The following is a 12362-nucleotide window of genomic DNA, read 5'->3' on the forward strand; positions in this document are numbered from 1 at the left end:
ATCGGGTTGCGGATGCAAATACCGCCCGGGGACAAAACGCCAAGCGGCTCAATTCAACCTCAGTTATATGAAAATCTTTTACTCGCTACTCTTTATCCTACCATTAACGACCTTATCGGGTCAGGAAATAAGCGCCGACGCTAATACCTTACTGCTTTTGCATTTTAACGAAAGTACGACCGGGGATCAGGGTGAAGTGCCCCTGACCGCCGATAACATCACCTACGCGGCGGGCATCCACGGCGAAGCCGTAGAGCTGTCCGCCGGCAGCACGCTGAGCTATGCTTCCACGGATAATATTCAGGTTTCCGAAGGCACGATTGAATTCTGGATCAATCCCAGCTGGTCGGCCCCCGATCCCACCCACCGGGCATTTTTCGGTTTGGGCAACGACTTGCTGCTGGTGAAAGATGGGATCGATAATTTCCGCTTCATATTACGATCGGATGATTCGGAAGCCTACCAGGCCTACAATCTGGGAAGCTGGCAAAGCGGCGAATGGCATCACCTGGCGGTCAGCTGGGAAATCCCCGGTCGCATGAAAACCTACGTAGACGGCATGCAGGTCATCGACCACAGCAGTGCAGCGCAGGACCTGATCACCAATGTACCCGATGCGATCTATGTCGGTTCCCAATTCGGTTTTTTCACGGCCGAGATAAGCGTGGACGAATTACACATCAGCAATGTCGCCCGGACGGAGCGGGAAATTTCCGCTCATTACCTGGCCGGACTCAGCCTCCAGAGCATAGAGATCCACAACGACTGGTACCCGGCGGGCCCCATTACCAGTGCCGAACTAATGGAAAGCTGGTGGCGCTACCCAATCGTTATGGGTGACACCGGATCGGGTTTGGTGACTTTACCCAGCGCCGGACTCAACTGGAGCAGTAATGATGAAGGAATTGCCAGGGTAGACAGCACGGGCAAACTGATCGGGGTAGCGGCCGGACAGACGACCGTTAGTTGTCAGCTTGGTGCTCTTTCCGCTTCGCTGACGGTCACCGTGACGGCTCCGGTGCTCCCACCGGAATACGAGACCATCGATCCGTACCTGAGCACGCCCGATGAATGTGCCGTCACCGAAATACCCGTGGTCATTCTGCGCTATCTGCCCACCGCAGATGGAGTGAACCTGGATGTGCGGCATGCCCCCGATTTCTGGACGCTCAACCCGATCACCCTCGACCAGGCGAAGCAGCGCATCGATGCGTTCGATCTGCGGGTGAAATTTAACGGAGAAGAGGGTTCGCGTTTTCGCGGATACCAGTCGCCCGGAGCGGTGCCATATCTCGGCTACCGGGTAGTTGAATACATTACCGTTTACGAACCGATGCCGCGAGGCCGGGTTATCGCCGAAGTTGGAGGATATCCCATTTCCATGACGGATTTTCATTCCGTATTCGACCGCTTTGATCTGGAACATTACATCAATGATCTCGGCGTCAAGGAGGTATGGTTCTGGAACAATGGATTTGATCCGAATTACCCTTCCTACGATCCGGCTATCCACGATGTCAATTATTTTCGGACCGGTTGGGAATCCAACATGTCCGCCGTGAACGGCATTGATATTTCCAACAGCGACCGTTTCAACGGGGATCTGCCGGTTTACGATCATAGCTATATCGTGTACGAACAAAACCTGCGACGCACCCAGGCCGAGGCGGTGCACAATCGCGGACACCAGCTGGAAGCCATGTTCAGCTACATCAATTTTTTACAGGACGGCAATAACGATCTGTTTTGGAAAAAATTCGTCGGTCAGGACGAAAGCAGCGCTTTCATTACCGGTCGTTGCGGCTGGACCCATATGCCGCCGAACACCACAGCGGATTACGATTATCTGAACGAGACGCTGGCCGATTCCGATATTGAAGACTGGAATCCGGACGGCACCGGCACCACCCAGTCGGTAAACGTGGACACTTGGGGCACGCTCAGCTACGACTGGCCGGGAGTTGCGGATTTCCCACAGAAAACTGAATCGCAATGGTATCTGTACTGGATGCAGAATATGCCCGGTTACGGAAACGAGATCCCCTACGGGGCCAACTATATGACCAATTGGTGGCAATTCGTCAGTCACTGGGACGCAGCCCTGGCTGCCGGCCTGGGTTTGTACGGAAACACCCCCAGCCCGGGAGAACCGGATCTGTGTTGTCTGGACGAACTACAGCTTTCAGAAATCACCATTCCTCCGGGCACCTACCAGGCATCCGGCATCGTAAGCGCCTCCGGAACGGTGGATGATACCGGAGAGGTCACTTTTAAATCAGGAGAAAAGATCGTATTGGAAGCCGATTTCACGGTGCCGCCCGGCGCACAGTTTTCCGCTCTTATCGAAGATTGCGCACCACCGCCACTCTTGCGTACCGCGGACAGCCCCCGAATCAGTCAGGTGCCGAATTATCAATATCAGCCCCATTTGCGGCGGCCCCGGTTAGCGCCCGAAATTCCGGAAGTCAGGACAGGGAGCAGGGATATCCGGATCTATCCCAATCCTACGACCGGCCAATTGAATATTACGGCCCCATCCTTTCCGGCCGGGTGGATCCAGATAAAAATAACAGATCCCCGCGGTCAGCCCGTGCAGGAGATCTCCTGGCATTCAAATGCCGAAAATTCCATGCTGCAAAGGAGTATTGACCTCGGGGATCTTCCCGTCGGAATGTACTTTATCGTATTCCGGCTCCCGCACGACCAGTTCGTCCGGCGGGTTTTATTACAAAACTAATCTGCGGCTTCCCGGAGCGGCCGGGAAGTATTCGATCAGTTCAGCAGATTGCCATCTTCGTCCCATTCCGCAACCGCTTCCCGTTGTTCGGGGGTGACGCATTTGGCCAGCCATTCTTCCTCGTAGGCCAGACCGTGCTTGTCGAGTACGTTCTGCGGTACTCCATCCCACACATTGGGGCGGTTGCCGACGTATCCCAGGTCCTGCAGTCCCATTTCTGTGGTGTAATAGCCGGTCAGCGTCAGGTTGCGCATGCGGTCAAAGAAAAGCACGCCGGCACTTTGCCGGTCGGCATCCGGATCCGGATAGGCGATCTCATCAATTATCGTCACCTGCTGCTCTTTACTGAGGTCTTTGAACTCCACGCCAAAGTCCTTTACCGAACGGTGATTCAGCCAGCTGATGCCACCGCGCAACGGCAATTGGTGGGAAGTGATGTCTTTCGAAATGAATTCAATAAAGGCCGGAACTTCCGCATCCGTAGCCGAACCGAATTCTTCACTGGCTGGCAGGATGATATCACACAGGATGGCGATGGTCGTCATCTCGTTGTCCGTAAAAAAGGTCTGAGATTTAAGCATTTCGTCATAGGCCTTTTCTTCGGGAGTCCGTCCGTAGTGTCCGTTGCCGGAAGCTGCGTTGTCCGCATTGTCCGCGCCGGTATCCGTATTGGTCGTATCGGCCTCCGGAGCACACCCGTTCAACAGCGCGGGAGCCGCCAGTGATCCGATCAGAAAGGATTTTATACTATCTCTACGATCCATAATTGCTTAGATATTTTGCTTTTTGAGCTGGTCAATAATATAATCCGACGTCCGCCAGGACAGGGCCAGAATAGTCCAGGTCGGGTTCTTGTCGGCTTGAGAAACGAAGGGGCCGCCGTCTACCACAAATACGTTCTTGGCATCGTGCAACTGCTCGTATTCGTTGGTAACGGAGGTGCGGGGATTCGATCCCATCCGCGTCGTACCCACTTCGTGGATGATCCGGCCGGGAGCAGCCAGTCCGTTATCGGGATCAGACGGCTTGTTGCCCAGCGGCGTAGCACCCATGGCGTGGAAGATCTCCTCGAAGGTGTCGTGCATGTGTTTGGCCTGTTTGCGCTCGTGGTCGGACCAGGTATAGTTGAACCGCAGCACGGGAATCCCCCATTCATCTACTACATTGGGATCGATCTCGCAGTAATTGTCCTCGCGGGCAATACACTCCCCACGTCCGGAGATGCCCATCACGGCACCGTAGTGACGCTTCACATCGTCCCGCAGTTTGGAACCATAGCCGCCTACTTCCTTGCCCACGAGTTTATTCATATCGGTGGCGTTGAAGCCGAAGCCGTAGGAAGGCATCCCCAGGCCACCCCAGATCTCCATGTGGTAACCACGGGGAAAGTCGAGTTTTCTGTTATCGAGCCACCAGGGCGTATAGACGTGCATCCCCCCTACCCCGTCCTCGTTGTAGGTTTCGCGATCCATCAGAGCCGGTACGAAAGCTGAACGGCTGGCACCGGTAGAATCGTGCAGGTGTTTCCCCATCACACCACTGCTGTTACCCAGTCCGTTCGGGTGCTGGGCCGACCTGGAATTCAGCAGGATCCGGGCCGATCCGCAGGCCGAAGCCGCCAGAACAACTACCTTTCCTTTGAGCTGGTATTCTTTACGATCTTTTTTGTTGACGTAGGAAATGCCAGTAGCCAGACCTTCATCGTTGGTCGTCACTTCCCGCACCATGGATTCGGTATACAGATCGATCTGACCGCCGTTTTTCTGGGCCGGGAAGATCAGACACGTACCCGCTGAGAAATCCGCATAAACGGAGCAGCCCCGGTTACACTGACTGCAATAGAAGCAGACGCCGCGATCTTCGTTGATCCGTTTGGTGAGAATGGAAAGACGGGCCGGGATAACCGGCACATTGGCCTTACGCGCACCTTTGATATAGTACAATTCGTGCAAACGCGGCTTGGGCGGCGGCAGGAAAAATCCGTCCGGTTCGTTCGCCATTCCTTCCTTGGTGCCAAACACCCCGATCAGTTTGTCTACCTTATCATAATAGGGTTTTACATCCTCGTAGCTGATCGGCCAGTTCTCACCCAGACCGTCCACATCTTTGTGCTTGAAGTCCGTAGGACCGAACCGCAGCGAGATACGCCCCCAGTGATTGGTACGTCCTCCCAGCATGCGGGAACGGAACCAGTCGAAACGGGTACCCGGCATGCGGGTGTAAGGCTCGCCATCGATCTCCCAACCGCCGTAGGCGGCATCAAATTCTCCAAAAGCCCGGGTAGAGCCCGCGCCGCGCCGTGGCGACTCCCAGGGCCATTTCAATTGAGTTTGTTGTTCAGGTGCCGCAGGATCGAAAAACGGCCCCGCTTCCACGATGGCAATATTCAGCCCTGCTTCTGATAATACTTTTGCGGCCATTCCACCGCCTGCTCCAGAGCCTACTATGATAGCATCATATTCTTTGGAGGATCCCATTATTTGCATATCAATCAAATTATTTGATCGGAAAATTAGAAAATCTTTTCCTGTAGCGGTAATGTGGAAACAAAAAATGGAATCCGGCAGACATGCCAAAGCGTAACAAAAAGAAGCTTTTCATCCTTCGGGCTCCTATCATTTGACGCAAAATTCTGATATTCACAACATCCGCTAAAAGATTTAAAACCGTATGGACCAGCCAGCACTTCAATTTGACCTCAACTGTGATCTCGGGGAAAGTTACGGCCGTTTTGAGATCGGCAACGATGACGCTCTTTTCCCCTACCTCACTTCCTGTAATATCGCCTGTGGTTTTCACGGCGGTGATCCCCTGCATTTGGAAAGCACCATTCAGAAGGCGATGGAGCACCAACTCCGGATCGGCGCCCATCCCTCCTATCCCGATCTGATGGGTTTCGGCCGGCGTAAGATGCAGATCCCGGTGCAGGAATTGCGGGCGATCGTTAAATACCAGGTGGCCGCACTGAAAGGCATGGTGGAAAGCGCCGGCGGCACCCTCGCCTACGTCAAACCCCACGGAGCCCTGTACAACAGCATGGTGAAGGATCCGGAAGAAGCGGCGGCCGTGATCGACGGGATCAGATCCATCGATCCGGAACTGGCGGTGATGGGACTGGCCGGCAGTGCCGTCAAAGCAGCGGTCGAATCCGCCGGTATGACCTTCATTGCGGAAGCTTTTGCCGACCGGCGCTACACCGATGCGGGACAACTGGTGCCCCGGGATACCGAAGGCGCCGTCATCCACGATCCGGCCGCAGCGGCAGAGCAGGTGCGAAGTGTAGTCCAGGAAGGACAGCTAAAGACCATTTCGGGAAAGCGGATGAATTTACAGGCCGACAGTTTTTGTATCCACGGGGATAATCCCGCTGCGGTCAGCATTCTGCAGGCGATCTATCGGATTTTTGGAATCACGCTGAAAAATTAGCGGCAGCTCCATTCGCAGAGAGCTTTGCCATCCCTAAAAGCCCGTTTTACCGATTTAACCACTAACAAATTCACACTACCGATGAAAATCCACTTCCACACCTACGGAGATCGTGCCCTGCTCATTCGTTGGGAACAACGGATTGATCCGGCGATCAATACGGATGTAGTCCGCCTGGACCGGGCTATTGCGGCGGCAAAGATCGAAGGTATTCAGTTCAGTATCCCGGCCTATTGCTCGCTGACGGTCGGTTTTCATCCCGATCGGATCACTTACGAACAACTCTGCGACCAGATCCAGTCGATCCGATCCAAAAGCTCGGATCCTGTCGCTGCAACCCCGACCAACAGGCAGGTGGAGATCCCGGTTTGCTACGAGGGCGCCTTCGCTCCCGATCTGGAATGGATGTGCCAACGTACCGGCCTCGATCCATCCCACATCATCCAGCTGCATACAGGCACACTATTCCGGGTATACATGCTGGGCTTCATGCCGGGCTTCCCTTACCTTGGCTCTCTTCCCAGTGTATTGGAGGCTCCCCGTAAGGAAACGCCCCGATTGCGGGTACCGGCGGGTTCCGTTGCCCTGGCGGGATTACAGACGGGCATCTATCCGATCGAATCTCCGGGCGGCTGGCAAATCATTGGACGTACTCCCCTGCAGGTATTCGATCCCAGCCGGGAAGAGCCTTTTTTATTGCGGGCCGGGGACGAAGTGCAGTTTAAAGCAATTGGATCGGATGAATACGAGGAATTAAAAAATAAGTTGTGAAATTTTAAATTACAAACTTTTTTATACTATCTTCACCCATGCAACGGTGACGCGTCTTGCTTCACCCTGAACCATTCGACGTTTTTTTCCCTACACTCAGTATTAGATTGCTTTACAATTAGGCTGTTCCTACGACGATGGATCCGGTTGGGGGACAGAATTAATTTTACGGACTTTTGCGGCCCCGGCGGCCTCGGGAGCAGGGAAGTTCTTGTGCCTGTTCTACGGGATTGGGTTCGGTGGCCGGCGGTGGAGGCCAGGGATGGGACCCTCCCTCAAGACCCACCGTCTGCCTGGCAATGAGCTCGCCGTTTTTTTCCCACTAGGTGCTACTTACGGAAGTTCAGAGGATCTTCCCCCCGATCCAGATGCTGCCGGTCACGCACCAACTGTTGTGCGTATTCCGTTTTCAGGTCAGCGGAAGTAAATAACCGGCCCCGAAGCAGGTCGGCGGGAGAAACGACCACGTAGACGAATGCTCCCGGTACCAGGCTTTTTCCCGCTACTACCATTTTGGCCGGGATGCTGGTGATAATATTATTCCCATTTAATGTATCCTGAACCAGATAAAGACCCGGGCCTTTAACTTCGGTGACGGTCCCTTTTCGGAGGGTGAAGACTCTTTTCATACTTATCGGCTATTTGCGAGCAATCATCTTGAATCAGTCCGCATGATCATCAGTGCGGGAAGATGGCTGTGTCGTTCAACGGCTTACTATTCAAAGCATTTATTCTCTGCCTGGTTTTACCAATATGCTATGGCAGAATTGCGAAGGTAAGATGCGTTTTTTCCGGCGGGAGCGGATAGCGAGTACAATACTTCCGGAACTTTTTCACTCTTGCAACAGTTTATCAATTGTTATTAATTGGCCACCAAGAAGCCGGACATGATGTGGATGCCCTTTTTTTAGTCATCGGACAAATGCTCTAAGTTCAATTTTTGCCAGAGCATTCCTCGAATAAGATTAGCTGCATACCATGGAAAAACCGCCGGGCAACACTTATAAAATTTACCAAAACTGAAAACAACCTCCATCCATATTGACCTGAAAGCAGTAGTGACCGAAAAGGTCAACTGCCAACTGGTGTACCGGACCGAACTGGGCAAGGTAGTCACCAAGCAGGGGATCATCCGGGATGTTTTCACCCAGCAGCAGCCTCCGCTGGAAATTGCCGTTTTTGAGAACGGCCTGCCTATTCCTACCCAAAATATCCTGCACATCCGTCGAATGGAGGGTTGATCCCTCTGTAATATCCATATTCATACTACTCTACCAAATGAGAAAGACTGGGAAACCAGAAGATCGGGTGACGGGGAAAGAGCATTGCTTTTCTCCCTTGCTCAGAGTATCCTGGTCACCTGCTCGACCCATTTTGAAAAAATGTACAGTATACAGTAGTATGATCTATATTATCTGTATATCGTGATCCGTTCTGATCCCCGAACGTAAGCTAACTTATGGATCAGCGGTCGGACACATCCATCAATTACCAAATATTTCTCTTTATATTCGCGGCATTCGTTGCATAAGCGACTCTAATGTTATACTTACATGGATCAACCAAAAAGATATCTGATTACTTCTGCACTTCCCTACGCCAACGGGGAGCTGCATTTAGGCCATCTCGCCGGTGCTTATTTGCCGGCTGATATATACGTACGTTACCTCCGTCTCCTGGGCAAAGATGTAGTTTGGGTCTGCGGTTCGGACGAACACGGAGCGGCCATCACCATGAGGGCCAAGAAAGAAGGCATCAGCCCCAAAGAGATCATCGACAAATACCACGAACTCAATAAGGCTACCTTTAAAAAACTGGGTATTTCCTTCGACTATTACCACCGGACGAGCGCCCAGCTGCACCACGAGACCAGTCAGGATTTTTTCCTGCGCCTACACGAAAAGGGCGATGAGTTCGAAGTGCGCACTACCAAGCAATACTACGATGCGGATTTTGATCAGTTCCTGGCCGATCGATACATTAAGGGTACCTGTCCCCGGTGTGGGCACGAAGAAGCTTACGGCGACCAGTGTGAAAACTGTGGTTCCGACCTCTCCCCGATCGAACTGATCGATCCGGTATCGACGCTAAGCGGCAAAAAGCCGGAACTGCGGGAAACCCAGCACTGGTATTTCAAACTCGATGAGCACGAAGCCTGGCTGCGGGAATGGATCGCCACCGGAAAACTGGACGGCGAACAGCACCACAATCCGGATAACTGGAAAAAACACGTGATCGGTCAGTGCCTGAGCTGGCTGGATAACGGTCTGCAGCCCCGGTCCATCACCCGGGATCTCGACTGGGGGATCTCCGTTCCGCTGGAAGGTGCGGAGGGCAAGGTACTGTACGTCTGGTTCGATGCACCGATCGGCTATATTTCCTCCACCAAACAGTGGGCGCTGGAGAACGGCACCGACTGGGAGCAATACTGGCGGGACGAAGACACGGCCCTGATCCACTTCATCGGTAAGGACAATATCGTATTTCACTGCATCATCTTCCCGGCTCTGCTGCGGGCTTACGGCGGTTATGTTCTGCCGCAGAATGTACCGGCCAATCAGTTCCTGAATTTTGAAGGCCAGAAGTTTTCCAAATCCAAAGGCTGGGGGATTGAACAACACGCCTATCTGGATGAATTTGCGGATTTCCCCAATAAGGAAGATGCCCTGCGCTACGCCCTGTTGCGGAACCTACCCGAAAACCGGGACAGCGATTTCAAATGGGACGAATACGTGGATTACCACGATAAGGAACTGGCCGATAAGCTCGGCAATTTCCTGAACCGGGTGATCGTGCTGACCAACAAATACTTCGACGGGCAGGTACCGGAGGTACAGCCCGGTGTCAGCGACGCTATCCAGGGAGCCATCGAGCTGACGGATAAGCTGACCGCCGAAATAGAAGCATTTAGTTTCAAACAGGCCGGACTCTATCTGATCGAACTGGCTTCTTACGGCAACACTTACCTGCAGGACGTTTCGCCCTGGAAGATCTGGAAAACCGAACCGGACAGTCCGCTCATCAAGGAATGCATTTATGTGAGCTTACAGATTGCTACCCTGATCAGTGCGCTCTGTGAGCCATTTATTCCGTTTACCTCTCCGCGGGTACGCAAGCAATTGAACCTGCCTCCGCTGGAAAATGGGGACCTGACGGAAGTGCTCCGCAAATTGAAAGCGGGCGAATCCCTGCTGCCCGCCAACCACCGGGTCGGGGAGCCGGAAGTACTGTTTCCGAAGATCCACGATCGTAAGGATACCAGTCGGCTGGAGATCATCAACCGGCAGAAAGAGAAACTGGAAGCTATCCTGGCGGCAGAGCGCGGCCCGGAACGCGAACCTATGAAACCGGAGATCCAGTTCGATGATTTTGTAAAACTGGACCTGCGCACCGGCACCATCACCGCCGCCGAAAAAGTACCCAAGGCGGATAAGCTGCTTAAATTATCCGTCGATCTGGCCTCCGAGCAGCGGACGGTAGTATCGGGAATTGCCGAACACTATAAAGCAGAAGAGATTGTCGGCAAACAGGTCGTACTGGTGGCAAACCTGGCCCCCCGAAAATTGCGGGGCATCCTCAGCCAGGGTATGATCCTGATGGCCGAAAATGCAGACGGTAAACTGGTATTTGTCAGTCCGGAAGACGGATTCGGCAACGGTTGGACCGTTCGATGATATATCCATATAATATTGATCGGTGAGCTGTTTTAGCGACGGTAGTTTTGCTTAACAGTTCACCGTTCCATCATGGCCTATCTTTTTAATCTCGTGTTGACGCTATTCTGATCGAGCCTTTCCAATTTCTTTAGCAGATACAAAAATTTCAGGCGGAGCTGAGAGGTATCGGCCGCAATTATTCATTCTCCCCTTATGTCTTCGTTTAACGCCGCTTTAACTTCTACTACGCACCTCCCGTGTTATTCTTACGTTAATCAATGTGTAAAGCCCGCTTGCCCGCTAAAAAGCACGTAGCTTTACGAATAACTATGAAAAGTACCCTGCCTAAAAAAGTAATTGTGCGACCCAGGGCCAAAGGTACTCCACCACCCGTCATGAAAAAGATCGGCTGGAGCAGTGCGGCGGCCATTGTGGTAGCAAACATGATCGGAACTGGTGCCTTCACCAGCCTCGGTCTGCAATTGCAGTCGCTACAGAATACCTGGGCGGTACTTTCTCTTTGGGTCTTCGGCGGCTTGATCTCCCTTTTCGGTGCTTTCAGTTACGCGGAACTGGGTACCCGCTTCCCTCGTTCGGGCGGCGAATATCATTTCCTTTCCAAGCTTTATCACCCTTTTATCGGTTATTTGTCGGGCTGGGTTTCCCTTACCGTCGGATTTGCTGCATCGGTGGCGCTTTCCGCCATGGCGATGGGAGCTTATCTGGTTGCCTATATTCCGCTTTCCGGGAAGATCATCGCGGCGCTCGCTATCCTCTCGGTATCCATTGTGCATTCTTACAGTATCCGGCAGAGTAGCCGGGTCCAGAATTTTTTGACGATCGTTAAGATCGGGCTGGTCCTGCTGTTTATCGTCAGTGCTTTCGTTATGGAGCCGGATCAAAACGCGATCGACTGGTCTGGCGGCTGGCAAGATGAATTATTCTCACCCAGCTACGCCGTAGCGCTTGTATACGTGATGTACGCCTTTTCCGGCTGGAATGCGGCGGCCTACATTGTGGATGAGATCAAATCTCCGCGCCTGAATCTACCCAAAGCGCTCATTGGAGGCACACTGCTGGTGAGTGTTTTATTCGTACTGCTGCAGTGGGCATTTTTGCGGCAGGCCAGCGTAACACAGTTGCAAAACAATGTGGAAGTTGGGCAGATCGTTGCCCATCTGATGTACGGCACTCAGGGCGGGCAGTTGGTAAGCGGGCTGATCGCCTTATTACTCATCGCGGGTATCAGCGCCATGACCTGGGTAGGTCCGCGGGTAACGCGTACCATGGCGAGCGATTACAGCGTCTGGCAGTCTTTTGCCCGGGACAACCAATATGGTATCCCGGTGCGGGCCACCTGGCTCCAGACCCTGATCAGTCTCTTTATGGTATTGACCAGTTCTTTCGAGCAGGTATTGATCTACAGCGGTTTTGTCCTCCAGCTCTTCACTACCTTGACCGTTGCGGGCGTTTTTATCGGTCGCCGGCAAAACAATAGCAAACAGTATTATAGAAGTCCGGGCTATCCCTGGATACAGATCATCTATCTGGCTTTCAGTATCTGGATGCTGATCTATCTGATGATCGACCAGCCGTACGAAAGCCTGATGGGATTGAGCAACCTGGTCATCGGGGCGATCTCCTACTGGTGGAGTATCAAAAGAAGTCATATCGATCCGGGACAGGCCTGACCATCGACCCATTTGAAAAATAATAAGTAGAAGTGGTTGGCTAAGGGCGGCAAAGGCGATGGTCTGGGAGCGAAATAATTA

General features: G+C 52.9%; 9 protein-coding genes. 6 read left to right on the forward strand and 3 right to left on the reverse strand.

Annotation, left to right across the window (positions count from 1 at the left end):
- Positions 1–67: 67 nt before the first annotated feature.
- Complete coding sequence (locus CRP01_RS17435) at positions 68–2737, forward strand: LamG-like jellyroll fold domain-containing protein (RefSeq protein ID WP_099151358.1); 2670 nt, start codon at positions 68–70, stop codon at positions 2735–2737.
- Positions 2738–2772: 35 nt separating this feature from the next.
- On the opposite strand, the gene CRP01_RS17440 is transcribed toward CRP01_RS17435, so the two are convergent.
- A complete protein-coding gene (locus tag CRP01_RS17440) occupies positions 2773–3501 on the reverse strand; it encodes a gluconate 2-dehydrogenase subunit 3 family protein (RefSeq protein WP_099151359.1) in 729 nt (242 codons plus the stop codon).
- Between the two features lie 6 nt (positions 3502–3507).
- Positions 3508–5223, reverse strand: coding sequence for a GMC oxidoreductase (locus tag CRP01_RS17445; protein WP_099151360.1), 1716 nt, complete (start codon positions 5221–5223; stop codon positions 3508–3510).
- 184 nt (positions 5224–5407) lie between these two features.
- Here CRP01_RS17445 and CRP01_RS17450 point away from each other — a divergent pair, with 184 nt between their 5' ends.
- Complete coding sequence (locus tag CRP01_RS17450; RefSeq protein ID WP_099151361.1) at positions 5408–6163, forward strand: 5-oxoprolinase subunit PxpA; 756 nt, start codon at positions 5408–5410, stop codon at positions 6161–6163.
- Positions 6164–6244: 81 nt separating this feature from the next.
- The gene (gene pxpB / locus CRP01_RS17455; protein WP_099151362.1) at positions 6245–6934 is read left to right on the forward strand and encodes a 5-oxoprolinase subunit PxpB; all 690 of its coding nucleotides are present in this window, start codon (positions 6245–6247) and stop codon (positions 6932–6934) included.
- A gap of 329 nt (positions 6935–7263) precedes the next feature.
- Here the strand turns inward: pxpB and CRP01_RS17460 are convergent, their stop codons facing one another.
- Entirely contained in the window at positions 7264–7563 is a 300-nt protein-coding gene (locus CRP01_RS17460; protein WP_099151363.1) for a S1 domain-containing protein, read from the reverse strand.
- Between the two features lie 429 nt (positions 7564–7992).
- On the opposite strand from CRP01_RS17460, the gene CRP01_RS17465 reads away from it, so the two are divergent.
- The 3 genes from CRP01_RS17465 (at position 7993) to CRP01_RS17475 (ending at position 12281) form a co-directional block, all read left to right on the forward strand.
- Positions 7993–8175 carry a hypothetical protein gene (locus CRP01_RS17465; protein ID WP_099151364.1) on the forward strand — a complete coding sequence of 61 codons (183 nt, stop codon included), beginning with the start codon at positions 7993–7995 and terminating at the stop codon, positions 8173–8175.
- A gap of 312 nt (positions 8176–8487) precedes the next feature.
- Positions 8488–10608 carry a methionine--tRNA ligase gene (gene metG / locus CRP01_RS17470; RefSeq protein WP_099151365.1) on the forward strand — a complete coding sequence of 707 codons (2121 nt, stop codon included), beginning with the start codon at positions 8488–8490 and terminating at the stop codon, positions 10606–10608.
- A gap of 311 nt (positions 10609–10919) precedes the next feature.
- Complete coding sequence (locus tag CRP01_RS17475; protein ID WP_233752703.1) at positions 10920–12281, forward strand: APC family permease; 1362 nt, start codon at positions 10920–10922, stop codon at positions 12279–12281.
- Positions 12282–12362: the final 81 nt, after the last annotated feature.

Origin of the sequence: Flavilitoribacter nigricans DSM 23189 = NBRC 102662 (assembly GCF_002646595.1) — a bacterium.
Lineage (GTDB): Bacteria > Bacteroidota > Bacteroidia > Chitinophagales > Saprospiraceae > Flavilitoribacter > Flavilitoribacter nigricans.

What these genes read in the sequence shown, in the direction of transcription:
- CRP01_RS17435 (WP_099151358.1), top strand. Translation starts at nt 68, where the DNA reads ATGAAAATCTTTTACTCGCTACTCTTTATCCTACCATTAACGACCTTA.
- pxpB (WP_099151362.1), top strand. Translation starts at nt 6,245, where the DNA reads ATGAAAATCCACTTCCACACCTACGGAGATCGTGCCCTGCTCATTCGT.
- CRP01_RS17440 (WP_099151359.1), bottom strand. Translation starts at nt 3,501, where the DNA reads ATGGATCGTAGAGATAGTATAAAATCCTTTCTGATCGGATCACTGGCG.
- CRP01_RS17460 (WP_099151363.1), bottom strand. Translation starts at nt 7,563, where the DNA reads ATGAAAAGAGTCTTCACCCTCCGAAAAGGGACCGTCACCGAAGTTAAA.
- CRP01_RS17450 (WP_099151361.1), top strand. Translation starts at nt 5,408, where the DNA reads ATGGACCAGCCAGCACTTCAATTTGACCTCAACTGTGATCTCGGGGAA.
- CRP01_RS17445 (WP_099151360.1), bottom strand. Translation starts at nt 5,223, where the DNA reads ATGCAAATAATGGGATCCTCCAAAGAATATGATGCTATCATAGTAGGC.
- metG (WP_099151365.1), top strand. Translation starts at nt 8,488, where the DNA reads ATGGATCAACCAAAAAGATATCTGATTACTTCTGCACTTCCCTACGCC.
- CRP01_RS17475 (WP_233752703.1), top strand. Translation starts at nt 10,920, where the DNA reads ATGAAAAGTACCCTGCCTAAAAAAGTAATTGTGCGACCCAGGGCCAAA.